27 protein-coding genes and 1 pseudogene are annotated in these 26,450 nt (G+C 37.6%); 20 read left to right on the top strand and 8 right to left on the bottom strand.

Going from position 1 to position 26,450, the window contains the following annotated elements; translation table 11 throughout:
* Positions 1 to 113: 113 nt before the first annotated feature.
* The 3 genes from IPI15_RS18540 to mnmE form a co-directional block, all read right to left on the bottom strand.
* Positions 114 to 1,220 (bottom strand): site-specific integrase, encoded by a 1,107-nt coding sequence (locus tag IPI15_RS18540; RefSeq protein WP_287421722.1) that lies wholly within the window; start codon positions 1,218 to 1,220, stop codon positions 114 to 116.
* Between the two features lie 6 nt (positions 1,221 to 1,226).
* Positions 1,227 to 1,628, bottom strand: a complete 402-nt coding sequence (locus IPI15_RS18535) for a helix-turn-helix domain-containing protein (protein WP_287421721.1) — start codon at positions 1,626 to 1,628, stop codon at positions 1,227 to 1,229.
* 218 nt (positions 1,629 to 1,846) lie between these two features.
* The gene (gene mnmE, locus IPI15_RS18530) at positions 1,847 to 3,187 is read right to left on the bottom strand and encodes a tRNA uridine-5-carboxymethylaminomethyl(34) synthesis GTPase MnmE (RefSeq protein WP_287405659.1); all 1,341 of its coding nucleotides are present in this window, start codon (positions 3,185 to 3,187) and stop codon (positions 1,847 to 1,849) included.
* 381 nt (positions 3,188 to 3,568) lie between these two features.
* Between mnmE and IPI15_RS18525 the strand changes: the two genes are divergently transcribed.
* The 3 genes from IPI15_RS18525 to IPI15_RS18515 all read left to right on the top strand — a co-directional run bounded on the left by IPI15_RS18525 (position 3,569) and on the right by IPI15_RS18515 (position 5,425).
* A complete protein-coding gene (locus tag IPI15_RS18525; protein ID WP_287421720.1) occupies positions 3,569 to 4,033 on the top strand; it encodes a tetratricopeptide repeat protein in 465 nt (154 codons plus the stop codon).
* Positions 4,034 to 4,065: 32 nt separating this feature from the next.
* Complete coding sequence (locus IPI15_RS18520) at positions 4,066 to 4,554, top strand: hypothetical protein (protein WP_287421719.1); 489 nt, start codon at positions 4,066 to 4,068, stop codon at positions 4,552 to 4,554.
* A gap of 178 nt (positions 4,555 to 4,732) precedes the next feature.
* The gene (locus IPI15_RS18515) at positions 4,733 to 5,425 is read left to right on the top strand and encodes a hypothetical protein (protein WP_287421718.1); all 693 of its coding nucleotides are present in this window, start codon (positions 4,733 to 4,735) and stop codon (positions 5,423 to 5,425) included.
* A gap of 328 nt (positions 5,426 to 5,753) precedes the next feature.
* On the opposite strand, the gene IPI15_RS18510 is transcribed toward IPI15_RS18515, so the two are convergent.
* Positions 5,754 to 6,329, bottom strand: coding sequence for a hypothetical protein (locus tag IPI15_RS18510; RefSeq protein ID WP_287404911.1), 576 nt, complete (start codon positions 6,327 to 6,329; stop codon positions 5,754 to 5,756).
* An 83-nt stretch (positions 6,330 to 6,412) separates the two neighbouring features.
* On the opposite strand from IPI15_RS18510, the gene IPI15_RS18505 reads away from it, so the two are divergent.
* The 11 genes and pseudogenes from IPI15_RS18505 (at position 6,413) to IPI15_RS18450 (ending at position 21,080) form a co-directional block, all read left to right on the top strand.
* Entirely contained in the window at positions 6,413 to 7,318 is a 906-nt protein-coding gene (locus IPI15_RS18505) for a TIGR01777 family oxidoreductase (RefSeq protein ID WP_287421717.1), read from the top strand.
* Between the two features lie 1,603 nt (positions 7,319 to 8,921).
* Positions 8,922 to 9,917, top strand: a complete 996-nt coding sequence (locus tag IPI15_RS18500) for an AAA family ATPase (protein ID WP_287404906.1) — start codon at positions 8,922 to 8,924, stop codon at positions 9,915 to 9,917.
* 38 nt (positions 9,918 to 9,955) lie between these two features.
* A complete protein-coding gene (locus tag IPI15_RS18495) occupies positions 9,956 to 11,248 on the top strand; it encodes a hypothetical protein (RefSeq protein ID WP_287404903.1) in 1,293 nt (430 codons plus the stop codon).
* 3 nt (positions 11,249 to 11,251) lie between these two features.
* Positions 11,252 to 12,115, top strand: coding sequence for a DUF58 domain-containing protein (locus tag IPI15_RS18490; RefSeq protein WP_287404902.1), 864 nt, complete (start codon positions 11,252 to 11,254; stop codon positions 12,113 to 12,115).
* Positions 12,115 to 13,065 (top strand): hypothetical protein, encoded by a 951-nt coding sequence (locus IPI15_RS18485; RefSeq protein ID WP_287404900.1) that lies wholly within the window; start codon positions 12,115 to 12,117, stop codon positions 13,063 to 13,065. Before IPI15_RS18490 ends, IPI15_RS18485 begins: the two co-directional genes overlap by 1 nt.
* Positions 13,062 to 14,075: a vWA domain-containing protein gene (locus tag IPI15_RS18480; RefSeq protein WP_287404897.1), complete on the top strand. Its 1,014-nt coding sequence runs from the start codon at positions 13,062 to 13,064 to the stop codon at positions 14,073 to 14,075. Before IPI15_RS18485 ends, IPI15_RS18480 begins: the two co-directional genes overlap by 4 nt.
* A gap of 22 nt (positions 14,076 to 14,097) precedes the next feature.
* On the top strand, positions 14,098 to 15,120 hold the full coding sequence (locus tag IPI15_RS18475) for a VWA domain-containing protein (RefSeq protein ID WP_287421732.1): 1,023 nt from the start codon (positions 14,098 to 14,100) through the stop codon (positions 15,118 to 15,120).
* The gene (locus IPI15_RS18470; protein WP_287421716.1) at positions 15,110 to 15,748 is read left to right on the top strand and encodes a tetratricopeptide repeat protein; all 639 of its coding nucleotides are present in this window, start codon (positions 15,110 to 15,112) and stop codon (positions 15,746 to 15,748) included. Before IPI15_RS18475 ends, IPI15_RS18470 begins: the two co-directional genes overlap by 11 nt.
* A 646-nt stretch (positions 15,749 to 16,394) precedes the next feature.
* Positions 16,395 to 17,368, top strand: a pseudogene (locus IPI15_RS20055) (polyprenyl synthetase family protein).
* A 27-nt stretch (positions 17,369 to 17,395) separates the two neighbouring features.
* On the top strand, positions 17,396 to 19,231 hold the full coding sequence (locus tag IPI15_RS18455; RefSeq protein WP_287421714.1) for a T9SS type B sorting domain-containing protein: 1,836 nt from the start codon (positions 17,396 to 17,398) through the stop codon (positions 19,229 to 19,231).
* A gap of 124 nt (positions 19,232 to 19,355) precedes the next feature.
* The gene (locus IPI15_RS18450; protein WP_287421713.1) at positions 19,356 to 21,080 is read left to right on the top strand and encodes a hypothetical protein; all 1,725 of its coding nucleotides are present in this window, start codon (positions 19,356 to 19,358) and stop codon (positions 21,078 to 21,080) included.
* 163 nt (positions 21,081 to 21,243) lie between these two features.
* Here IPI15_RS18450 and IPI15_RS18445 read toward each other — a convergent pair whose 3' ends face one another.
* The 4 genes from IPI15_RS18445 to IPI15_RS18430 form a co-directional block, all read right to left on the bottom strand.
* A complete protein-coding gene (locus tag IPI15_RS18445; RefSeq protein WP_287421712.1) occupies positions 21,244 to 21,426 on the bottom strand; it encodes a ComF family protein in 183 nt (60 codons plus the stop codon).
* Positions 21,427 to 21,780: 354 nt separating this feature from the next.
* On the bottom strand, positions 21,781 to 21,927 hold the full coding sequence (locus tag IPI15_RS18440; protein ID WP_287421711.1) for a hypothetical protein: 147 nt from the start codon (positions 21,925 to 21,927) through the stop codon (positions 21,781 to 21,783).
* Positions 21,928 to 22,708: 781 nt separating this feature from the next.
* Positions 22,709 to 22,903, bottom strand: coding sequence for a hypothetical protein (locus IPI15_RS18435; RefSeq protein WP_287421710.1), 195 nt, complete (start codon positions 22,901 to 22,903; stop codon positions 22,709 to 22,711).
* Positions 22,904 to 22,931: 28 nt separating this feature from the next.
* Positions 22,932 to 23,465, bottom strand: coding sequence for a DUF6962 family protein (locus IPI15_RS18430; RefSeq protein WP_287421709.1), 534 nt, complete (start codon positions 23,463 to 23,465; stop codon positions 22,932 to 22,934).
* Between the two features lie 297 nt (positions 23,466 to 23,762).
* Between IPI15_RS18430 and IPI15_RS18425 the strand changes: the two genes are divergently transcribed.
* The 6 genes from IPI15_RS18425 to IPI15_RS18405 all read left to right on the top strand — a co-directional run bounded on the left by IPI15_RS18425 (position 23,763) and on the right by IPI15_RS18405 (position 25,898).
* Positions 23,763 to 23,996: a helix-turn-helix domain-containing protein gene (locus tag IPI15_RS18425; RefSeq protein ID WP_287421708.1), complete on the top strand. Its 234-nt coding sequence runs from the start codon at positions 23,763 to 23,765 to the stop codon at positions 23,994 to 23,996.
* Positions 23,969 to 24,160, top strand: coding sequence for a hypothetical protein (locus IPI15_RS18420; RefSeq protein WP_287421707.1), 192 nt, complete (start codon positions 23,969 to 23,971; stop codon positions 24,158 to 24,160). Before IPI15_RS18425 ends, IPI15_RS18420 begins: the two co-directional genes overlap by 28 nt.
* A gap of 16 nt (positions 24,161 to 24,176) precedes the next feature.
* Positions 24,177 to 24,395, top strand: a complete 219-nt coding sequence (locus IPI15_RS18415) for a S24/S26 family peptidase (protein WP_287421706.1) — start codon at positions 24,177 to 24,179, stop codon at positions 24,393 to 24,395.
* Positions 24,396 to 24,888: 493 nt separating this feature from the next.
* Entirely contained in the window at positions 24,889 to 24,981 is a 93-nt protein-coding gene (locus IPI15_RS20050; protein ID WP_353845333.1) for an HU family DNA-binding protein, read from the top strand.
* Between the two features lie 406 nt (positions 24,982 to 25,387).
* Positions 25,388 to 25,654, top strand: coding sequence for a hypothetical protein (locus IPI15_RS18410; protein WP_287421705.1), 267 nt, complete (start codon positions 25,388 to 25,390; stop codon positions 25,652 to 25,654).
* Positions 25,620 to 25,898, top strand: a complete 279-nt coding sequence (locus tag IPI15_RS18405) for a hypothetical protein (protein WP_287421704.1) — start codon at positions 25,620 to 25,622, stop codon at positions 25,896 to 25,898. Before IPI15_RS18410 ends, IPI15_RS18405 begins: the two co-directional genes overlap by 35 nt.
* Positions 25,899 to 26,450: the final 552 nt, after the last annotated feature.

The raw sequence follows: 26,450 nt of genomic DNA, 5'->3' as shown, positions 1-26,450 counted from the left end.
GGTCGAATTTGTACTCTCCCATAGGTTGTCAAACTTGTGTTTGTACTCAACTGCTTCAATTGATATTCTCAATTCAAGTTCTTCTACTAAAAATATTTGTGGTGCTTCCATATTTATAATTTGATTTTGATTTTGTTGGCAGCTTCCACCTTTTTCTCGTTGATAACCTTTGCGTATATCTCGGTAGTAGAAAGGTTTTTATGCCCTAATAATTTTGAAACGGTGTAAATGTCTGTGCCTAAAGTCAACTGAAGCGTAGCGTAAGTATGACGAGCACAGTGAAAAGTGATGTGCTTATTGATGCCTGCATCAATTAACCAATCCTTTAAGTAGGTTTTGTTCCAGTTGCCATATTTAAGCCCTGTAAAGACCTTTTCTTTTGGTTCTTTTTGTTCGCCTAATAATTCTCTTGCTTCTTCGGCAATGGGTAAGGTTTCTGCTCCATTGGTTTTTTGTTGACGAAAACGAATGAAGTAGCCTAAGTTTTCTGAATGTTGAACTTCTGACCATTTTAGTTTCTCAATATCCGACCATCTTAAACCAGTCAAACAAGAAAAAATGAACATACGCTTTAGCGTTTCATTTCGGCAATGGGTGTTGGCTAATTTTTGTAATTCTTCAAGGGTTAAAAATTCACGTTCTACATCATCCTGTGGAAATGGTTCTACTTGCTCAGATGGATTGAATTTAATAAGACCCTCTTTTAAAGCCTGTTTGAGTGAAGCTCTTAATTTATTGAAGTAGCTGTATTTTGTATTGAGTGAAATTCCGTCACCTGTTTTGGTTTTGGCTTCATAGTCCAGGTAATCTTTGAACCCTTCAACCCATTCTTTATCTAATCGCTCAAAGGTTACATCTTTAGGATTATAGGCTTTTACTAAAATACGGACTGCATTCCAATTACCATAATTGCCTAAACTGGCTTTTTTCTTTTCGGTAAGTGCATCAAAAAACTCAAAGAAACTGCCTTTCAATTTCTCTTTATCTCGGAAACCGTAAATGCTGTTTTGAACTTCTAAATGTCTTTTGCTTCGGATGCTCTCAGCCAATTCAAGGATTTTTTTGTTCTCGTCCTTTTGGGCTTTGGTTAAACTTCCTTTGTCGGGTTCGGGTGTGAGGTATAAACCTAAATGCTCATACTCTCGTTTTCCTTGGTCGTAGTAGTCAAGGTAGAGGGTAATCTTGTTACCCTTTTTGCGTTGTCTTAATGCTATTTTCATACTTCATCAGTTAAAAAGATTATCAATTTCGGAACGTGGTATAATTGTTCTCCTGCCCAACTTGCCAGCTTTAAGTTCGGCTCTTTGAATCATTCTTTGAATAGTCCAACGACTTGCACCTAATAAAATGGCAGTTTCTTGAACGCTTAAAAATTCTTTATCTCTAAGGTTTAAAAAATTACCTGTTTTGATTGGCAAACTTTGCAGACTTTGCAGGTTTTCGGAATTTGCAGAAGTAACGGATTTGATTTGGTCGGATAGAGTAGTTTGAACCTTCTCTTCTCGCTTTCTTTGTTTGTATGCTCTACTGGCACATTTATGACCACAAAAACGAGTTGTAGTGGTTTGGGCAACAAATGCCTGACCACAATATTGACAGAATTTCGGAATTTTAATATTACTACTCATATGTTGCTTATTAGTGCCTGATGTTGCTCAGTGGTGCTGATTGGTGCATCATTTCACCAGTACCTTTCAATTTGTGCCTTTGGGCAACAAATTTGTTGTTTGAGCAACAACTGGGCAACAAAAATAAGCAATAAAGTGCAATTGGGCAACAAATAAGAGAAGAAAGTGAACCTATAAACCTAACAATAGTAGGCAGTTAGCAAATAAGAGAAGGATAACTACTTTCCAATACAGAAACTACTAAAGATCTTCCCCAACACATCTCTGTCCACATCCACCCTGCCGGTGATCTCGCCCAAATAATGCAGACATCTGCGGATATCTAATGCGAGCAGATCTCCGGATATGCCGGAATCCATGCCTAAAGAGATATCATCTAAACTTTCAGAAACCTTAATAAGCGCTGCTTGATGCCGGGCATTGGTGACAATGGTGTCTTCTGTATTGATAGTAGCGCCAATTGCATTTTCATATAATTTTGACTTGAGAGAGTCAATACCAATGCCACTTCGGGCAGCTATGTGTATTTCTGCATTGAGGACTTCGAATTGTGGAGGGTCATCCTGCAGGTCTATTTTATTGTAAACCCTGAGCGTTTTGTTAGCATATGGCTCCATCCATTTCAGATTTTCTCCGACTTCGTCATTGATGTCCATGAGGTGAATGATGATATCCGCCTTTTCAGCATTTGACATGGAACGTTCTATTCCTAAGTCTTCGATAGTGTCCCCTTTGCTTTCGCGAATTCCGGCAGTATCTATGAGGCGAAATAATACGCCATCTATGTTGAGACTTTCTTCAATCGTATCACGTGTAGTACCTGCAATATCGCTTACGATGGCCCGTTCCTCATTGAGTAAGGCATTTAGCAAGGTTGATTTGCCGGCGTTGGGACGACCAATGATGGCGACCGAAATACCATTCTTGATGGCGTTACCAAGGGAAAATGACTTGATTAATTTATGTGTGGAGGTTTTTAATTGTTCGATGAGTAATCGAAACTGAGTCCTATCTGCAAATTCAACATCTTCTTCTGCAAAGTCTAGTTCCAATTCGATCATAGCAGCGAAATGTATCAATTGATCCCTCAAATCATTCAGATCTTTGGAAAATCCTCCTCTTAATTGATTAAGTGCCGTTTGCTGTGCAGCTGTAGTATTGGCAGCGATGAGATCTCCGACAGCTTCAGCCTGAGCGAGGTCCATCTTACCATGCAGAAATGCCCGCTGAGTGAATTCTCCCGGTTGTGCAAGTCGTGCACCTGCTGACAGACATGCCTGAAGAATCTGTGACAATATATACGGCGAACCATGTCCACTGATCTCAGTGACGTCTTCCCCGGTATAACTGGCCGGATTTTTATAAATGGAAACAACAACTTCATCAATAAAAATGGCCGTTTCAGGATGAATGATATGTCCAAAATGTAGGGTATGAGTCGGTTGATCCTTTAGTTTTTTTCCTTTAAATATGAGGTCCGTTATTTCAATTGCTTTCTGACCGCTGAGCCGGATAATACCGATTGCACCTATGCCCGGAGCAGTGGAGATGGCAACAATGGTATCGTCGAGAGAAGTGTAGATAGTTGTTAGTTATTATTTGTTAATTATTATTTTTGGTTTGATTGATGAGTTCTAATTAAATTTAAAGATAGTGTAAAGATGTGAGAATGTGAGAATGTGAAGAGGTGAGGAGATGAACAGCGAACAGTTGCGAAGATGAGAATCTTGCTCTTAATTTATTAAAGTTGTTATAAATGAGATGATGAGGGAATTGGAAGTTGATCAAAAATGGGTCGGCACTATCCAACAAAAATTATAAAGCAAATGAATAAAATGTCATCAGCTGCGTTACTATTTTATCATATCCTAATCATTAATTAATTTTCGTTATCTTGTCACATCATTAATATAAGTACAATGAAGATTCATCCATTCATTATGTCCATAGTAATTCAATTAATTTGCCTGAATAGTATCTCGTGTCAATGTTGGGACCCGGGACCATTTCCACCGGCATTGGATTCTTTTTACACAAGAATTAATCAGGCAGAATTATTTATTACTGATAATAATTTAAATGCTGCTATCAAAAGTTATGTAAAAGCATCGGCATTTCGGCCGCTTGATTATTATGATAGAGTGAATTTATTGGAATGTTATTTACAATCTGAGAGGATGCCCGAGGCAGTCAGTGTTATAATACAGATGGCAGAAGATCAATTTCCCTTGGTTTTTTTGAATGCCAAGAAATATGAGGATTTGATCAATGATGAAACCTGGATATATTATGTTCAAAATAATTATAATGCTCCTGCTCCCTTCCCTGTCAGAAAAATTATTCGAGAAACTTACGATGAATTTCAAAAGTACGTAAATTTTAAAAGCCTGATTCAGCGGCATTAGTATATCATAGTATAGCTACCAAAATGAAAAAAATGATACTAGAGTACGACTATCCATCCGAACAGGCGTTAGGCTATGGAGGATCGATGTACCAACCATCGATGTATCAGCCAATTTTTATGTTTTTCGTAGTTGTATCTGATTCAATTTTTAATTCGGATTCAGTCTTTCAAGACCAATTACTGCGGGGAAAAATGTCCCCGGATTTAATTGCAACCTACAATAAAATCAAAGGAATGACGGATTGCGGTTGCGCTCCATTTACTGATGCTATTTATTTTGAGTACAATAACAAGCTTTATTCTTGCACAAAAGAAAGAGAAATTTTTGTTAATAAATGTCGGGAATTACTCCATATGCCCTTATTAGCCGATGTGAAAAAACTCATAGCTTATCAAAATAATAATCCACAATTTAAGTTCAGAATTGGTTACAATGCCGGCAGCACCTATATTAAAAAACTGAGAATTCAGGTGAGCCATTTGACATTAATAATTATAGCGATCAAATTGAGTTCGTAAAAGAACTCGGACAAAATGATTTTCATTATTCAAAATAATAAATTAACTTTGAAATAAATCTAAAACCCAAGCATTATGAAAAATTAGTTTAATCTCCGTCTTCCCTCTTTTCCTTTTTATTTTATTTGGCTTAAGCAGCTGCCAAACGGTCCGAAATGTTCATAATGATGCCATAGACATGGGCTTCTTAAAGAATAAGGGAGATGGTAATACCAATCTTGTATTTGACGTAAATAGTAAAACAGCAGGAATCAATGGAAGTGTCATATATTCTCCTGCAGAAAATGTGTTGCTTGGAGCCGGCATAAGTGCTTTCTCATACAAGTTGTTTGACGACAATTCCGAATACAATGATTTAAATCTTGTAGAGGATGTTGGAAGACTGAAGGGCTATAAAGCAAGAGCAAATATTGGCTATTATGACAACTTTGGACAAACAGGCAAGGGCTATTTTGAATCTATGCTTACTTTGGCTTATGGATCGAATGTCCTAAGATTGGTCGATTTATATAACCCAGATAATTTAATTTTCAAGTACAAATATGATCCATTCTCATTTGGGTTACAATTTGGAGTAGGGAGAAATTCTGACAATGTAAGTTTGATGGGAGGATTGAAATTCCAAAGATATCTTTTTGGCAAACAAATTCCTGTATACAGAAATTACAATGATGCTATAATTACGGTTGAAGGAATATCTATATTCCAAATATTCTATGGAATGCGTTTTGGAAAGGGCCCTGTAAAAGGAAATTTCCAGATCAATGTAAGCATTAATCCAAATGATTATAACGATTCTGTCATTGAGCCATATCCAGGCTTTTCTTTTGGAGTGACGTATGCTTTTGGAAGAAAGAAGAAGGATATTTAATAAAGTAGTCAGAAACAAGTGAAGATTAAAAATCAATGTGGTACTAACTTATAGAATACCTATTAAAACTGCATCAAAGTATACCGATTTTTGGTAACCGATTACTTACCATAATTATGGCAGTCTTTCTAATCTCTGCATATTACTAACTAAAGGATTTCCTATAAATATTTAAATGGTTTCATTTGCTGGACTCAATCATCGAAGTTTCATTCTAACTAACTACCTTCTAACTTCTAATTTCTACCTTACCTTGAGTAATCGCAATCTTTTTAGGGTTTATTTATAACGTCGAAAATTCAGCTAATTACCCATTACCCATACCATGTCACTCATTTCCTTCATTCAAATGTGGGTCTGAAGATAAATTTTCTGTCGGAAAGGCATGATTAAAACCAATTTTTGTTGGCAATATTTCTTCATCATCGTCATAGTCTTCCCAAGCCGTAATCTCCGATACCAGCGTCTCCACATGCCTTAAAATGAAAGGTGTTTTGATCTCTTCAGGTCTGTAAATAGCAATAGTTTTAGGTGGACGCGGCTCCATGTAGTTTTCAATGATCGGATAATTGATCATGACAAGTATTTTACCATTGAACAATTGCTGATATACCAAACTGCCATTAAACCTGATTAAATGTTTTTCAATATCCGGTTCCATTGTCTCATAAATACCACTTCTTACATTGCCCAAGGTGCAAATGATGGCGTTGAGATTGCTGAATTGATCTGAATCAGATAGCTCAATTTTCAAACCTCCTTCCCCGCATATATCTATCAGATCTGTTTTAATCTGCTCCCTTAAGCTTTCATTCCAGATCTCCCGGTATTTGTTTGTATTTTCTAAAACAGTATTATAGTTTTTAACCTTATTCTTCAGGTTATCAACATTAAGGTCAATCATCGTGTTATTTATTTTTACAGATAATATTATCAACTAAGATACATATATTTCTGATATTTGAATTTATCACAACAACTAAAATAATGAGTAGAAAAGTACTATTAGCGGGAGGAAGCGGACTTATTGGTAAAAATATTTATCAACTTTTAACCCGATTTGGATACGAGCCTATCATACTATCCAGAAATGAAAAGTTATCCGAAAGAAATGATTTTATATACTGGGATCCTTCAAAAAGCTATATTAAAATAGATGGTCAACTCAATGTGCGTGCCATCATCAATCTTTGTGGTGCGGGAATAGCTGAAAAAAAATGGACAGATGATAGAAAAAAGGAGCTTGTAGATAGCCGTATTATTCCTGCCCATTTCATCGCAGAATTAATTAAAACTGAAAAGATAAAAACCGATGTATATCTGGGTTCCTCAGCCATAGGGATTTATGGTGATCGCCCAGGAACCAATGCCTGTAAGGAATCAGACGAGGCAAATGGCGACACATTTCTGAGCAAAATATGTATTGAATGGGAGAAAGCGCAAGACAATATTCCAGACACTGTCAGAAAAGTTCTTGTTCGAACAGGCATTGTATTGGCGGAAGAAGGAGGCGCTCTCGATCAATATCGCCCTCTACTTAATTTGAGGATGGCTCCATATTTTGGTGGTGGGAAACCTTACATGTCATGGATAACGATAGATGACCTTTCCAACATGTTTTTGCATGGAATAGAAAGCAATATATCAGGAACATATAATGCGGTTGGCGACCTTCCTGTAAATTCCAAGGAATTTGCCAAGGCTTTTATCCGGAGTCAATCCAAATGGGCTGTGTCAAGAAGTGTGCCAAATTTCGCAGTTAAGTTAATGCTCGGCGAAATGTCTGCCGTCGTCCTAGAAAGCCAGTTTGTCTCGAACGAAAAGATCAAAGCGACAGGATTTGACTTTAAGGCCAAAACTATTGATGAAGCTTTCGAGCAAATAAAGAAATAAAACGAACGGCGAGACAAGCGTGCGCAATGGAGTACCGGCGGATGGCTCCAAGACATCTGACGTTTTGGTAGTTAAGAGAAGTAAAATTTATGAAATCCATTGGTACCATTATCTTCATCGTAATATTGCAATATTACAATTAAACCTTAATGCACCCTAAATTCATTCAACTTTCTAAGCAATAATTTATTCAATCAAACGAAAACATCCGACGACGCCAAATATCAGCATACATTGTTATTTGAATTGAGAAATATGATGGTGAAGATGCGTCGGATGGCGTAAACAAATTAAGCTGCGGAGCACCGTCGGATGGCTCCAAGACCTCTGATGTTTTGGTAGCCTAGAGAAGTAAAATTTATGAAATCCATTGGTACCATTATCTTCATCGTAATATTGCAATATTACATTTAACCCATAATGCACCCTAAATTCATTCAACTTTTTAAGCAGTAGTTTACTGAATCAAACGAAAACATCCGACGACGCCAAATATCAGCATACATTGTTATTTGAATTGAGAAATATGATGGTGAAGATGCGTCGGATGGCGTAAACAAATTAAGCTGCGGAGCACCGTCGGATGGCTCCAAGACCTCTGATGTTTTGGTAGCCTAGAGAAGTAAAATTTATGAAATCCATTGCTACCATTATCTTCATCGTAATATTGCAATATTACATTTAACCCATAATGTGCCCTAAATTCATTCGACTTTCTAAGCAATAATTTACTGAATCAAACGAAAACATCAGACGACGCCAAATATCAGCAATACATTGTTATTTGAATTGAGAAATATGGTGGTAAAGATCCGTCGGATGGCGTAAACAAATTAAGCTGCGGAGCACCGTCGGATGGCTCCAAGACATCTGATGTTTTGGTAGTTAAGAGAAGTAAAATTTATGAAATCCATTGCTACCATTATCTTCATCGTAATATTGCAATATTACATTTAACCCATAATGTGCCCTAAATTCATTCGACTTTCTAAGCAGTAGTTTACTGAATCAAACGAGAACATCCGACGACGCCAAATATCAGCAATACATTGTTATTTGAATTGAGAAATATGGTGGTAAAGATCCGTCGGATGGCGTAAACAAATTAAGCTGCGGAGCACCGTCGGATGGCTCCAAGACCTCTGATGTTTTGGTGGCCTAGAGAAGTAAAATTTATGAAATCCATTGCTACCATTATCTTCATCGTAATATTGCAATATTACATTTAACCCATAATGCACCCTAAATTCATTCAACTTTTTAAGCAGTAGTTTACTGAATCAAACGAAAACAAATTAAGCTGTGGAGCGCCGCCTGATGGCCCCAAGTCATCTGTCGGTTTCGTTTAAGCTCCACGTTGTCGTTAACAATTTGTCAACTTCTACCAAATCCTTCAGTTATTAGACGAAGGGAATACTATTTTTGTAATTAGAAAGTTTATACATCTTTATGTTTGGAATAGGCTGAAAGCAAGCCTATACTTGCATTTTATTTATGAGTTTTAATTTGAGATTCAAGGCAAATCAAAACAACAGATAATCGTACTTTGTATATTTAAAATTTGGTTTAATTACCTTTGATAAATTATTAAAAAAAGCTTTCAATGCAACATACTGAAATAGAAGCATTAAATGACCGTGTTTTTGCTGGTAGCGAATTTATTGCCAGACTTACCAAGTCCACCGCCCATGTAATAGTGGGTCAGGATCATATGATAGAAAGGCTGCTAATTGGATTGTTGACCAAAGGTCATGTCCTGTTGGAAGGATTGCCAGGCCTTGCTAAAACACTTGCCATCAAGACACTCGCAAATCTTGTCAACGGCAAATTTTCAAGAATTCAATTTACTCCGGATCTTTTGCCCGCAGACATTGTAGGGACAATGATATACAACCCGGCCCAGAATCAATTTTCAGTAAAAAAAGGGCCAATATTTGCCAATTTTGTGCTTGCAGATGAAATAAATCGTGCTCCCGCCAAAGTACAAAGTGCGCTATTGGAAGCAATGCAGGAGCGACAAGTGACCATCGGAGAGGAAACATTCAAGCTCCAGGAGCCATTCCTTGTCATGGCAACTCAGAATCCGATAGATCAGGAAGGGACTTATCCACTGCCAGAAGCACAGCTGGATCGATTTATGCTAAAGGTGACCATCGATTATCCAACTAAAACAGAAGAACAAACCATCGTCCGAAGACATATGGATTCTTCTATCGATATGCTGCAAGAGCCTGTAGCGACGACTGAAGAGATTCTCCATGCACGTGAATTATTGAAAGCCATATATCTGGATTCCACTCTGGAAGGCTACATTCTTGACATTGTGTTCGCTACGAGAGATATTGCAGCTGCAGGCATTCCCAAATTACAGCCAATGATCCACTATGGCGCTTCACCAAGGGCAAGTATCAATCTTGCTCTGGCTGCCAAAGCTATGGCATTCATTCGGAGAAGAGCTTATGTCATCCCTGATGACATCAGGGCGATTGCCTTGGATGTATTGCGTCACAGAATCGGCATCACTTATGAGGCAGAGGCAGAGGGTATCACCAGAGAATCAATCGTGACGAGTATCCTCAATACGATCAAGGTCCCTTAAGTCATTCTTCGATTTAACTTTTATCACAATTCGTGCTTATGCGTTTTTTCTTTCTTTTGTTATTATTTTTTTATGCGCTGACATTCCTACAATCTCAGAATACAACCTGTAAAACATTATGGGAAGGAGAAGGTAGTGATGGCCAATATTACCTTGGAGGAAGAATAGACAAGATTCATGCCATACGCATATTTTTGTGCAGAAATGGAAATAAGCTGAAAGGATATTATGAAATGGTGAGTTCTAAAAAATTAATGGACGTAGAGGGTTTTCTAAAGGGCGATTCTATCTTTTTGGCGGAATATTCTGCTAACCAAAAGGTAATGGGCATGATCAAAGGCTATCTTAGAGACAGTAGTTATGTGGCTGACATGACCACGCCTGAAGGTATCTATAACGGTACGATCACCGCAAGGTTACAAAAAAACTGGGCATTATGTAAGAAACCAATTAATCCGGATTTTGCCAAAATTATTTTATATAAATCTGCTGAAAATCCTGATCAGCAAATGCTCATTTCCTATCCGAACGACTACGCTTTCAGGGGCATATTAAATGATGAGAAGCAACATAAGACTTTTTATTTTTCAGGGCGCAACCCTGAGAAAAAAGAAAAACAATACAAGATTACCACCCTTACGCATGCGGTCTCAACAGGAAAAATTACTTGCAGCCTCCAGAATGACCAATTTGTTCAATCTACCCTTACCGGTATAAGCAACAAAATGAAACCTACAATCACAATTCCATTAGATTTTATTGAAAAAACTGACCGCAGAAGTGCTTATGAGATTCATTTTCCGTTTACCGGAAACAAAAAAGCTGATCTTAGTATAGAAATGAAAGTCAGTGAGATAAGCCATCAATTTGATTCTATTTACAATTTGGGTTCTGTAAAAGATATGGAGGATGAACCATTTGGAAGATCTACCAATATGATCGCATGGTTTGAACCTTCATTCGTATCCAAAAAATGGCTTTGCGGACATTTTATTGTACACAATAGTTTATTGAATCAATCTAAAGTTATTGCCTATAATTACAATTATGCATGGAATAGAACTATCAATCTCGAGGAGTTAATCCGCATAAAAGCAGGACAGGATATAAATTGGGACAAAGTAATAGCAGACGAAAAAGGTCAAGGCAGTGTCGATACATCTTCAGAAACATATGGCGAACCAGCTGTCGCCTACAGTGGCGTTTTACTTACATCTAACTATGATAGATTATATGATAGACAACAATATCAGACTGCATCGAAGATTAAAGGGTTGAAGTGGAAATGGTGGAAAGCAAATTATTGGATATTCAAAAGTCAGCAGATCTAAATCATGGAAGTTAATAAGCTACTTCAGAAGGTCCGTAAGATCGAACTAAAGTCAAGAGATATTTCCAATCACTTGTTTTCTGGAGATACGATGAGTATTTTCAAAGGTCGCGGAATGTCCTTTTCTGAAGTACGAGAATATCAATATAGTGATGATGTAAGATTTATAGACTGGAATGTTACAGCCAGAACCGGAGTGCCCTTTGTTAAGATCTATGAAGAGGAAAGAGAACTCACGGTTATGTTGGTGGTGGATGTGAGCAATTCTTCTTTCTTTGGATCAAAAGAGCTGTTAAAAAGTGAGTTAATTACAGAATTAAGTGCAGTACTCGCTTTTTCAGCGGTACAGAACAATGATAAAGTCGGACTGATTCTATTTTCAGACAAAATAGAGAAATACATTGCCCCTTCCAAAGGACGGAATCAGACATTGCGCATCATTAGAGAATTGGTCGATCACAAACCAAAGAGTGCTAAGACAAGTATTAATACTGCAGTTCAGTTTCTAAATAATGTAGTCAAGAAGAAATGTATATGTTTCTTAATTTCAGATTTTCTTGATGAAAATTATGAACAATCTCTTCGTATTGCCGGCAGAAAAAATGACCTGATAGCTATACATATCGAAGATCCTGTCGAAAGAATCTTACCACATGCCGGAGTGATAAAGGCTATAGATCCGGAGACAGGCATCTCTCATTGGGTAGATACTGAGGATGAAGTATTCCGAAAAAAATACTCCGAATTTTACATTTCGAAAGTAAATAAACTGAAACAAGTATTGGGAGAAAGCAAGGTTGACCTGATCCGAATATCTACAGATGAAGACTACGTCAAAGCATTGTTGAAATTCTTTAAATCAAGATGATGCTTATAAATAAACTGCGCTTTTGCTGGATTTTTCTTGTTTTAGTCATCACAGGATCGACTGGAGCTTTTGGCCAGATCCAGATGGAAATTACTGCTGATACCAATAGAATGATCGTCGGTGATCAGCAAAAGTTGATTTTTACTATCACTTGTGACCCGGAAATTAGTATCAATAAGCTAGACTTAGACAGCATCACAGCAGTGGAAGGTTTCGAATTGAGTGAAGAACAAAACTGGGTTGAAAATACGACACCGATGTCTAAGATCCTGACCAAGGACATCACCTTTACAGCATTTAACCCCGGTGAATATAACTTTCCTGAAGTTACTTACCATTATTCTTACAAAGGGAACAATAAATCCGGTAAGTCCAAGTCTTGGAAACTAACTGTATTTCCGCTCAACACTAGTGAGGAGGACATCGCACCTAATAAAGATATTATAGTAGAAGTGTATTTTCTAGACAAATACAAATGGGTAATTATAGGATTAGGAGTGCTTGCTATAATCGGTATTGCAGCCTATTTCATCAGGAAAAAGCTCAATAATAAGCATAATCTTGAGTTTTTAAATAAACCGAAAGTCGATCCTGCACTGACAGCAAAAACAGCTTTAGAGAAATTAAGAACCGGAGATCTATGGAAAAGTGATGATCATAAGCCTTTCCAAACTGCATTATCCGGGATACTCCGTAGATATCTTGCAGATGCTCACAGCATTCGTGCCATGAATATGACCAGCCATGAGATCGTCCAACGCATGGGTCGTGCTCGTATGCCTGAATCCATGATCGATGTGGCCAATAAGGCATTGAATATAGCCGATCTGGTCAAATTTGCAAATGCTCAAAGCCGCAATGAGATCAACTATTCGTTCATTGGAAAGGTAGAAAACCTGGTGGATGAAGCAGAGCTTTTTCAAAGCCTAAAAGATAAATCCGACTTATGATGTGGGAGATCGGTTCAGTAGGTTTTAAACAGGCGTGGGTACTATTATTACTGCCACTCCTTTGGTATCTGATTTATTTCTTTCAGACCAGAAAAGCAAAGCCTTCAGGGATTTATTTGCCTACACTTTTTTCAGTATTAAAAACACATAATATTAAGACCAGGTTGATCCGACTATTACCCTGGCTTAAGTACATCGCCCTATCTCTTTTTCTAATTGCGTTGGCACGACCGCAAAAGATCAATAAAGAAGAGGTGATCAATTCCAGTGGAATCGATATTTCTATGGTGATCGACCTTTCCAGCTCTATGCTGGCTAGAGACTTTAAACCTAACAGACTTGAGGTGACTAAACAATTGGCGCAGGAATTCGTCAAGGAACGCCCAAATGACAGAATAAGCATCTCAATATTTGGAGGGACTGCACTGGGACAATGTCCACTTACTTCTGACCATAGGATGGTCCTGGACATCCTGCAATCGCTGGAACAAGGTGTCCTTGACGATGGCACGGCTATCGGTATGGGGCTTGCATCTGGTGTCAATATGCTTAAGGATAGTAAAGCACGCAGTAAGGTCATCATTTTGTTGACTGATGGAGAAAATAACGCAGGTTATATAGATCCACTCACTGCAGCGAAACTGGCAGAAGGCTATGGCATCAAGGTTTATGTGATCGGTGTCGGAACTGAAGGTCAGGCAGAAACACCGCTCAGCAGGACACCGTCAGGTCAGATCATATATGTATATCAACCTGTGACGATAGATGAGCCGCTGATGACAGAGATCGCCAATCTTACAAATGGGCAGTATTTCCGTGCTACTGATGAAAGTTCACTGCAAAAGATTTATAATCGGATTAATACGCTTGAAAAAACAAAAATTGAAAAGACCGTCCTTAAGAAAGGCGTTGACTATTTCAGAATATTTGTTGTGACAGGTCTTCTGCTGATCTTATTAGAAATCCTACTAAAAAACACCTGGTTGAGAACTCCGGTCCTTATAGAATAAAAATGATCCTTTGGTGAGTATAATGAACATAACGGTAGAAAATCCATATGCATTGTTACTATTGCTGACAGTGCCTATACTTGCTATCATGATGACATCATGGAGGAAAGGACGGATTATTTTGTCAGAAAAAATAGTCAACAAGACAATTTTTGACAAAATTTCTGTGCGCAAATCTGATAGGTTTGGTTTGCGGAGAGCTATCACTTTATTCGCCATCACATTCATCATTTTTGCCATCTCAAATCCACAACTACCGGGTGCAAAGCAATTAGTAAACAAAGAATCTTCTGATATCTTTATTGCCTTTGACATTTCCCGAAGTATGCTTTCACAGGATATTGCCCCTGACAGAATTACTAAGGCTAAACTTTTTGCAGTAAAGCTGGTCGAATCCATGCGGTCAGAACGCATAGGATTGATCGTTTTTGCCGGGGCAGCTTATGTATACATGCCGCTGACCAATGACTATAATGCTGCGATAGATTTTATTAATGGACTTAGCACGGAAATGGCGAGCTATCAGGGCACAGCTATAGGTGATGCGATTGAAGTAGCAGAAAAGGCCTTTACTCAAGAAGCTAATAGGAGCAAGGGATTGATAATCATATCTGATGGAGAGGACCACGATTCGGATGCCGAAAAAGCTGCAGAAAAGGCTTCACAGGGAGGGATGGTCATTACTACCCTTGGAGTAGGAACCGAACGGGGAGGGATGATACCTGACAACTCAACTGGTGGAGCCAATTATAAGTTGGATGACCAAGGCAATCCTATCCGTAGTAAGTTAGATGCCTCGGCTTTGAAAAAAATCGCTACCAAAGCACAAGGATCTTATTACAATATTGGTGATAATACGGAATCACTCAAAGGTGTTCTCGACATGGTATCTAAGCTCGACAAAGGAGAATATCAATCAATAGATACGTCAAATAACTTTAGTTTGTACCCGTTTTTTCTCTGGCCTGCAGCCATCTTACTAATGATAGAGTTGCTAATGGGTATGGGTTTATTGATCACAAAAAAGCAAACACATGAAGTGTAGATTAATAAATGATCGGACAATAACTTCATTAATCTTGATGATGGGATTCTTCATTGTAGAGATGCAAGGCCAATCTGTGCGTTCCTTAATGAAAGAAGGTAATAATGCTTATAAAGCCCAAAATTTTGCGGAAGCTCAGTCGGAATATAATAAGGCAAATGCACTAAAACCGACATTCAATGGACTGTTCAATGAGGCAAATGCCTTATTTCAACAGAATAAATATAAGGAGGCCTCAGAACTGAATATGGCTGCGCTTGGGCAAGCAAAGACCAACAAAGAAAAGGCAATAGCCAGTTATAACCTGGGTAATAGTTTCTACAAAAGCCAGGACTATAACAAGGCCATAGATGCTTATAAACAATCTCTCCGGCTAGACCCTTCAGATTTAGATGCTAAGAAAAATCTGACCAAGGCTATTGAAAAAAGAAACAGCAGAGTCAGCAAGACCAGAAGCAACAGCAAGAGCAAAAGGACAAAAAAGACGATAAGCAAAGCCAGGCTGATCAAAAAGAAAATCAAAAAAACGATAGTGGCGATCCTTCCCAACAGGATTCTGATCAAGAGCCAAAATCGCAAGAGGATCAAAAATCACAAAAAGATCAGGCAGGCAAACCCAAAAGCTTAACTCGCCAGGAAGCTGAAAATATGCTGCGCATCATGAAACAGGAAGAGCAGAAGACCAGAGCTAAACTCATGAAGCAGCAACGTCCGGAGGAAAGGAACAGTGGAAAAGATTGGTGATTTAGCTAATTGAAAATGATTGAAAATTGAAAATGAGATTTGGCAGGACTTCAGGAATCCAATCTGCAGGCGATCATTTTTATAACTATTGATGTTGGATGATTAGCGATTGAGATAGTTTTTAACTTGTGAAATGGACAGTATTTAGGTAGCCACCTACGGGGCTAGTTTTCATAACATGATATTTTGTTACAAACAGTTAGGACCTACGGCCCATATCGCTGTTAATAAGGGCTTACTTTTATTAATTTCTTGTATTTCATTATCAATGATGATTCTTTGCCCCTTTAGGGGTTTTCTGTTTGTAACGATGGTGTAATGGGTTACACATGCCCCACTAGGGGCTACCTGTTACATTCCACAAACTGGCATCAGAAAGCTCATTACCAATTACTAGTAATCTCCATCATCCATCAAAATCAAGCACTTCCGCCCATTTTAACATATTACCTATTACTCATTACCCATTACTTATAACAACCTTTATTCTTCATAAAAATATTCCCTACATTTGCAGCTACTCAAGCAAGATGTCGAAACAATTAGATCAGATAAAGCAACCTGTAAAAGAAGAGCTGGAGCGCTTCGAAAAGCATTTCCGTAAGGCAATGAAAAGCAATGTTGCCCTGTTGGACAAGATCATGTTTTATATCGTCCAGCGGAAGGGTAAGCAAATGCGCCCTATCTTTGTATTTCTCAGTGCCAAAGCAGCCGGAGGCACCACGGAGGCCACTTACAATGCAGCATCACTGGTAGAATTGCTCCATACGGCCACTTTGGTGCATGATGATGTCGTAGATGAAAGCCTAGAGCGCAGAGGGTTCTTCAGTATTAATGCACTTTGGAAAAATAAGATCGCCGTTCTTGTCGGAGATTATCTTTTGTCTCAAGGTCTACTATTGGCCGTAAATAATAACGAATTTTCATTGCTGAGGATCTTGTCCCGGGCGGTAAAAGAAATGAGTGAAGGTGAGCTCATGCAGATCGAAAAGCACGTAAACTTGACATTCAGGAAGCGGTTTATTTTGATATAATCAGACAGAAAACAGCTTCATTAATTGCTGCTGCCTGTGAAGCAGGTGCCGTGTCGGCCGGTGTCAGCCCGGAAGTTTCTGAACAATTCAGAGTTTTCGGAGAGAAGGTTGGTATTGCCTTCCAGATCAAAGATGACTTGTTCGATTATGGCACACAGGATGTTGGAAAACCGCTGGGTATAGATATTAAAGAGAAAAAGATGACGTTGCCGCTTATCTATGCCTTACAAAACACTGATCGCCCTACTAAAAAGCACATAATTAATTTGATCAAAAACCACAGTAAGGATCAGAAAAGCGTGAAGGAGGTGATAAGTTTCGTTCACGCCAGCGGCGGTCTTCAATATGCTGAATCTCGTATGATGGACTATTGCAGGGAAGCCATTGACCTTCTTAAAACGTTAGCAGATAATGACGCCAGTAAATCACTCGTTGAGCTAATCGATTATGTGACTAATAGGGAGAATTGATAAGATATTTATTATCTTTACAATTACTTGAAGAGCAATAGATTACATACATTCATTATTAATAAATTTAGAAATTACAATTGGAAGTACCTATTAGTATCTCTGATTCTTTGTAGCTCCTCTTTTGTCTATGGTCAAAGTAAATTGATTCTTACTACCGGAGTTGATAAAGGTTGGACCATTACTAAGAAAAATCAGCCCTATCCTACCAACCCACTACCTCCTAATACTGACTGGCTCATCAATAAAACTCCAGATGTACTTAATGATCAATGGACGGATAAAGTAGTTCTTGCCAATATTACACTTGACCAAATAATTCCCGTTCAGAATGTAGGTAATAAAGCTAAGCCTATTTGGATCGCTGAAAATCTCTGCAACTACCTGTACGATGCCCCCAGCAAAGCAAGTACCTATAATTTCAGAAAGACATTCTATCTTTCAGATTGCATTGACATCAAATCGGCAATTTTACTATTTACCACGGACAATATTTGTAGATTCTATATCAATGGAAAGCAAATTGAAAGGTCCGGCGGTTTGATAGATTTCCCAGGCAGTATTAGTCAGTGTCAGCAGATATGCGGTGTGTATAGCTCTGTCTATGTTGAAAACCCACCTGCTTTTATGTTTAACAGTCAGGGTGTCAACATTCTTGAAATAGCCGATGTCAAGGACTACCTGCAAACAGGCATCAATGTCATAGCAATTGAAAATCTTAATACCGGTGGCTGTGAAACTAACTATGCATGGGTGTGTGCCAACATGGAGATCCAATACACCGGAAGTCTTATTACTACGCAAATAGATAATCTTGTTCATCAAGATTGCAGTCATGATGGTAGTTTTGAAGTAGTGCCTACCGGTGGTATAGGTCCCTACATCTTTAGACTTGGGAGTATTAGTCAGAATAATGGAAAATATAAAGATCTTTCGGCAGGAGATTATTACGTCGTAGTAGAAGACGCCACAGGATGTGAGGAAAAAGTCGCAGTGACCGTCCAAAATTGGAAGGTATTGCCGGAACTGGTGGTTGAGGATATTGACATAAGCACAGATTGTTTTGACACGACCGCTTCCATCACTTTGAATCCCAAGGACAAAGGTTATGACATTCAGTATTCAATTGATGATGGGCCCTATTTAGATCAATCTTTGTTCACAGATCTTTTGCCGGGAGTCCACAAAGTAATTGGCATAAATGAGTTTGGTTGTAATACAAAGCCATATGAATTTGAGATCTTTTTTGACGAAGGAAAAATCGTCAAAAATGAAGTGATTAATCTTTGTCATGGTGAACAAATTCTGTTATTTGGTAAATTGTATGATCGATCTCAAATTATATCAGATACCACAGAAATGGCGGGAAGTCGTTGTGATACAATACACCGTATCGACCTGAGAATAGCTGAATTGAAAGAAAAGGAACTTTCATTTGAGATCTGTCCGGGTAATACCATCGATTTAAACGGAACGATTTATGCGGAGTCGGGTAATTATTCACAGCATATCATCGATAAGTTTGGATGCGACAGCACGATCTATATTAGAATAGATGAAAAGGATGAAAAACTATGTGCTGCGTCAGGATGTGACTTTTTTATTCCCAACGTTTTTTCACCAAATGATGATGGAATAAATGATGTATTTAAAGCAGATGCTTACTATATCAAAGTAGGTCAACTTTCAATATTTAACAGATGGGGTGCTATGATCTTTGATTCAAATGGTCCGGAGTTCAGTTGGGATGGCTCTGTCAATGGGCAAGTGGTAATGCCCGGTGCATATGTCTATATCCTTAAAGGCGTGTGTGTCAATGGGATTCCATTTCTGAAATCAGGAAGTGTGACTGTGTTGAGATAATTATTTACGAAAAAATTTATTATAAATTATATTTGCAAAGAAGTAGTTCTTAAATTCAAATTACCAACTAAAGAATAATGCCAGTTTATAAATTTCTAAAAGCCTTCTTTTTATTATTCTTTTATTGAGCAAAAATCTTGCTTTTACCCAAAGTAAGTTGATTCAAACAACAGGACTCAACAAAAACTGGGCTATTACAAAAGTCAAGCAACCATATCCAACGAATCCCAAACCTTCAAATACAGACTGGTTGGTTAATAAATCTACTGGGCTATTAAATTCGGATTGGACGTTTGATGTAAAAAAAGGTGCCTTGGCGGGAACTCAAACTTTTATTGTTGGTCAAATTGGTAATAGTGCAATCCCTATATGGATCACAGAAAACCTCTGCAACTACTTTGAACCTATTAATGAGCCAAGCACTTACAATTTTAGAAACACCTTCTCTCTGGATAATTGCATAAATATAACAAGTGCGACGATAAGATATGCTACTGATAATTCTTGTAGAATTTATATCAATGGAAATCAGGTAGTATCTCAAAGTGGCTTTTATGATTATGAAGGTTCTACTATTGATTGTGATCAGGTTTGTGGCAAATCAGGTATTTATTCTGCTGTGAATCCTCCCGCAACTAAATTTAATAGAGGGGGATTTAATGTGGTAGAAGTCGCTGACATAGCATCCTTTTTGGAGCAGGGTGTTAATGTCATAGCCATTGAAAACCTTAACTCAGGAGGATGTGGTGTTAATTTTGGTTGGATATGTACCAATCTTGAAATAGAATATAGTACTACTGATTTGAAATTGCTGGTAAATGAAGTATTCAATTCTACTTGTGAGAAAAAAGGCAGCTTTACAGTATTTGCCTCTGGTGGCACCGCTCCATATATATATGAATTTAATGGAATTTCGCAGACAAATGGTATATTTAACGACATTGATCCTGGCCTCCACAACGTAGTCGTAAAAGACAAAATGGGTTGCGAGCAGAATGTGGAAATTCTAATTGAAGATAAAGGCACTGCGCCATTGTTGGTGATAGACGAGTTGGATAATCTCAAGGAATGTGGTGATGAGCACATTCGTAAAGATGTCCGTATCGAATGGGGGAATGGCGTGAAGTTTTCATTAGACAATGGAGTATTTACAACAAATAATTTCTTCGATAATTTAAATAATGGGCCCCATTCAATAATTGCGATTGATGAAGACGGATGCAGATCAATCCCCTTTAACTTCGAAGTAACAGGGAGTTCCGAGTTTATCCTAAAGTATATAAATGAAAGAATATGTTTTGGAGAATCCATTGAAATCATGGGGACAAATTATTCTACATCAGGAGTATATCTTGACACAATACCTTCAAATGGACCATGTGATACTCTAATTAAGATTGACATCAATGTAAGATCATTGATTACCGCCCAGATTAATGCTGAGGTCTGCTATGGTGATTCGATTAGGATAGGTAATAAGGTGTATAATTCATCATTAAATGATAATCAAATACTTACTTCCAGCACTGGTTGTGATAGTATTTTGAATATTTCTGTCAGACTGTTGGATGTTAAGAGCTTTGTTGAAACCGAATTATGTGCCGGAGAATCAGTCAAAATTGGTCAGGAAAATTATACAAATGACGGTACATACTCCCAGGTAATTCTTTCTGATTCAGGATGTGACAGTACATTGACGATCCGTATTTCGATGAAGGATGAAGAATTGTGTGAAAATGAGTATGCGGCGATATTACATTCCGAATGTCTTCACGTAAATGGAGATCAGTTAATGACTATTTTGAGGTGGAAAGGAAAAATGTCACAATCAGCCGATGTATATATTTAATCGATGGGGAGCGGTATTATTTTCTTCTAATGAACCAAATCCTAAATGGGATGGAAGATTCCAAAGATCAAGATGCTGCTACTGGAGTTTATGTTTATATGGTTAGAGGTTTTGTAATAATCATACCATTTTCAAATATGGCGATGTGACACTCATAAGGTAATTACCAACTATCAGTCACCGCCAAGGTAAGGATAGAGATCAAGCAATGCGGATTGGATAATCTAAGAGCATCATAACATGTTTCTATCGTCGCTCCTGTCGTTAAAATGTCATCAATGATTAATAGGTGCTTATGTCTAATAACATTCTTAGATGCAACAATCGTACCTTCCTGATTTTTCAACCTGTCTATTCGTCCAAAATGAGTTTGTGTTTCAATATTTGATGATCTTTCAGCACATGAACCAAAGGTAATTCCAGTTTATCCGCCACAACCTTAGCTATTATAGCACTTTGATTATAACCACGTTTTGATAATTTTATTTTGTGGATTGGAACATGCAAACGCCGTCTAATTTCAGGTCGACCGGGAGAATTTTCATAAACTTTTCAGTTCAAATTCAGCCATTTTTGGGCAACATCGGGCCTATTGCCATATTTGATTTTATAAAAAACATTTTAACAGGCGCATCTTTTTTGAAATATGCGGGGCTAAGCTACTTTAAGGCTTCCTATAGACACCAGTCTATCTACCATTTCATTTTTCAATACTGATGGATAGGATGTAAATACTGTTTCTGTAAGACATTTGGCACAAAAAGGTTTTCTCATCATTGATCGAAGCCCCACAAGAGACACAACTAACAGGAAATAGGATCTCAAGAATATATTTTAGAAACTTCATATTGGTGATTTTAGGTTTCCAAAGATAAAAACTTTTCATCCATTCAGATAGCTAAGTCCCTTTTTTCAGGATTAATTTCCGCAATTTCTCTTTACAAGTTTCTGCACAATTAATGGATCAAGTTGATTATTTTCATCCTGTATATAAGCTATACATTCTTTAAGTTGAGATGTTACAGTGACAGGATTGTTCAAATCGAAATTTAAATTTCAGTAAAAAGTTTTTAAAAATCCTCTTCCAGGTATTTCCCCATATCAATACCATTTAATGTGCCGAACTTAAGTAATTGATTGTCAATATCATCACCATATAAAAAAAAAAGGGTATACCCATTTCCAGCGCATAGAAGGAATAAGAACCAGTATGATTGCTGGTGATATATTGAAAGGAAGAAATATGGTCGTAAAGCCTATCAACAAAGCCTGCATCGCCAACATATCCATTAGTTATTACAGTGAAGCCTGCATCCGTAAATGTCTGGTGGTGGCCTTGTAGAATGTCATAATAATAAAGACAAATCGTAACTGGTTGAAATTCATCAGGAAGTTTTTTTAAATCCTCCGCATACTTTGAATACCCTTCACTAAAATCAAACTGGCTTGAGGAATGAGAGGGAAAAGCTAAAGTGCCCTTTCTATCAAGCTTTGGAACAATATTTTTAAACCTCCTGCACTTCGGGTATAATGGCCCGATGGCATAAGCTTGGTTTTTCAGTCTGTTTTTTCAAATTCATTAACTCTATGAGAATTGTCAAGGAAAATTAATTCATTTTTACTTGATTTTAATCTTTCAAAGAATAATGAAAACTGAAAGTTGACGCCATGTTCCAGAAGACAGCATTGTGCAACTGGAATGTAAAAGGAATTTTATATACCAATCTGAAAATACGATCCATTCCATAAAGCGTGCTAAGTCTTGGCTTTTTCTTCTGCTCCTTCTTCAGCCTTTCCACATATTCCTGATCTACTACCAGCATACTTTTATTATTATTGAAGAGATAGTGATCATGTTAACTTAGCTGCTGACATCCCCTTAAATCCTTTCATCAACACCACCATCGATATCATCATGATAATATGAGCCACGTCATTGTGATTGAATTCCGGTGAAATACTGAGCTTAAAGATATACACAAATAACACAAGAACTCCAATTCCTATGCCCCACATATAATTCTTGCTCCTACGATTCTGCGTTTTGCTGAAGATCTTCATTTCCAAATATAATCCTATTACAGAGATACATACAGCAGTGTAAATCGTAACAACCAGGAAATTCATGTAAAAGTAAGTTAGTACCATAAAAACGATCAATAACAGCATTAATATTTGCTCTGTAATCTTGATTGTTGTTGGCTTTATATCCTGCCAAAGCTCATTTGCTAAAGCATGTCTAAAGGCAGCGATACTGGCATAATAAGCTCCTCCTAATGCTATAAGCCATCCCGGAAATGAATAACTTAGACCAAAATAATATTTAAAACCATGACTAAATATACCTCCCAACAGCGCAGTAATACCGGTAAATAATAGAAACAAGCTATATTTTTGACAAAATCATACCGACCGGCGGGTGAACGCATTACTGAGATAGCGCAATAAGTGCAGATGAAAAAAAGTGCAATATTGGTCGCAACTGTTGCAGGTTAGTCTAATTTAACCCCAAATAATTCAATCATATATTCACATTTAAACTTTGCAATCTTACTAAAATTAAACGATTTTGTAAAAAATATTTAAGCCCATTCAATCCAATTACGCATTTTCCGTCTATAAATGCCGTGTTATTTGTCATTTGGATAATTTGCATAACTTTGTAAAATAACTTTATACCAAATGTTCCATCTAAACTTGAAATATCTCCGTCATAGACGCCAACTTTCACAGCAATTACTTGCTGAGGAACTTGGAATTCCGCGCACGACTTATTCAGAATATGAAAAAGGGAACACAGAGCCAAACCTGCGTCTCCTGACCCGGATGTCTGAATTGTTTACTATTTCTTTAGATCAATTGATCAGAGAGGATGTTAGTTTGGGCGTTTGGAAGTATTTAAAGACAACAACTTAAGGATTCTAGCCATGACGATGGATGGAAATGGCCATAACAATATTGAACTAGTAGAAACCAAGGCTGAGGCTGGCTACATGAACGGCATGTCAGATCCTGAGTATATCTCTGATCTCCCTAAGATCTCTTTTCCTTCTATGAAGAGTGGCCTACAGAGCATTTGAAATACGTGGTGATTCAATGTTACCACTAGAATCAGGATCCATCGTCATTTGTAAATATGTAGAAAAGCTGACAGAGATAAAAAGTGGGAAGACATACATCGTCATCACACACAAAGATGGCGTCGTATATAAGAGATTACAAACATTAAAGGACGAAGCCCGCATAATCGCAATATCTGATAATGAACTATTTACGCCATATTCCATTGAATATGCGGACATTCAGGAATTGTGATCTTATCATGCACATATTGGATTCAATGATGTCAAAAATACACAAGATAATCTGCTGGAAGACAAAATAAATGACATCCAAAGGAGGTAGTTCTGAACTTCACAAGGCAAAAATCGGCAATTACAAAAAAATGTTTTCACCCCAAAACTTGCCTTAGAGGTGGGTGGTAATTGGGTATTAGAAAGTTCCTACTCAATGAAGATTTCCAATTATTTATGAAAAAAAACAGTCAGAAATTTTAAAATGATAAAAAATACGAAATTTGCCACGCTTTTTAGAGAAGCATCATTTTAGTTTCATAACATATTATAAACCAACGTCTAATGAGAAAAGCTGACTTAGTTTAACAATTGCAGAAAAACAGGAGTTCCGAAAGTAGATGTACTTGTCTCGATCGAACCTTTTTTACTGAAATTAAAAACTCTTTGTCTAGTGGAGAGAATATTTATGTTCGTGGTTTCCCGATCATTTATTATCAAGAAAGAGCGAAAAAATAGGCCGTCACATTAAGAAGAATGAGGCGATAGAAATACCTGAGCATTTCATTCCTGCTTTCAAGCCGGCTAAAACTTTTACTGACTGCTAAGAATAAGTGGTATTAGTAGCGCCTTGGTAGAGAGGATTAGTATGTCGAAAGGTTCTGTTTCCAATATTAAATACCAGAAATGAACGTAATTGCCTCTGCGGCTTTACTATTCTGTATTATTTATTTTGGATTTAGTCTGACAGACAAAATAAAAGTCAAGTCCCACAAGTGGAACAGCTTGATCAGTTGAAGAATCAAACGCTTGTCGCTTAGAGTTTAGTTTCGTTATCAATGCTGAACCTGTTGTAAGATTAAACATCACCAAACGATATCCAGTACCGTCATTGAGAATCAAAGAGAATCGTCCATGTCTGGTATGTTCAGAAAAAAGACATGGAATGGCGGGGTTGCTGAAGTCGTCTTACTATTGAGGGAAGCGTCACATGGTCTATAGCTGGTACCACTTATGGTGTCGGAGTTAGATATGTGGAGGGGAAAGAGAGGGAATTTTGCGTTGAAGAGCTCTAAAGCTCCGGAAAGTGCTATCTCGCTCGACCCAAAAGAAACAAACCACCGTGTCAATCTAGCAACCATATATGCGGAATCGCCACCAAAGGATAATCCGATGAAGGGCATAATGATGCTATTGGATATGAGCAAAAGCGAACCAGAGAATATCACAGTGATGAATACTTTGGGTGAACTGGCTACCAAACACAGGTCAATGGGATAAGGCGATCACCAGATTGGAAAAGTCTTATCAATTAGATCCAAAAATAGAGAGACACCTTGCCTGCTTAGCATGGCTTATGAAGGTGCCGGTCAACATGAAAGCACATGAGATTGCAAACTTTGTAATCAAAAGGCTAATTCAGAGAGCATTAAATAATATTATTAACAAAAAAAATACGAGTATGCCTTGCGGTAAAAAACGTAAAAGACACAAGATTGCAACCCACAAGAGGAAAAAAGATTGAGAAAATCCGTCATAAGAAAAAGAACCGGTAGGTAAATATTCTTAAACAGCGCTTAATCAAAGAATACAATATCATAACTGTTATTGTTGAGATGTATACACATTAAGCGCTGTTTTATTCTTTAAAACAATCAGACTGTGAATAAAGAGCTGATTATTAATTCTTTGCCTTCTGAAGTTGAAATAGCCTTAGTTGAAACAATAAACTTGTTGAAATTCATAGCAAAAGACGAGTAATTCTTTTAATGTTGGGGATATATACTTACAGAGTAAATAAACTGATGGCGGACTCAATGCTGCATTTCTCCTGGATAATATAGGGAGCAGAAAAGATGCATTTTTTGCATTACACTGACCTTGGACCCAAACTTCCCTTCTGTTATAGAATATACCAAAGAGATCACTAATAAGTCTCCTGGTTAACGATTCATACCATGGATCTTACTAAAGAGATCCACAAGAATGGCAAGATACAGGACGTCATGGACAAAAGGACCATGATGCTGGTGCAGATCCTCATGGAACCTATCTCTACGAAAGGTCCAAGATTAAG

This window comes from Candidatus Brachybacter algidus (assembly GCF_016707225.1).
In the GTDB taxonomy this organism is placed as follows: Bacteria; Bacteroidota; Bacteroidia; order Chitinophagales; family Saprospiraceae; genus Parvibacillus; species Parvibacillus algidus.
The sequence above is the reverse complement of the archived record's forward strand: the minus strand, read 5'-3'. Positions and strand labels throughout refer to the sequence as shown.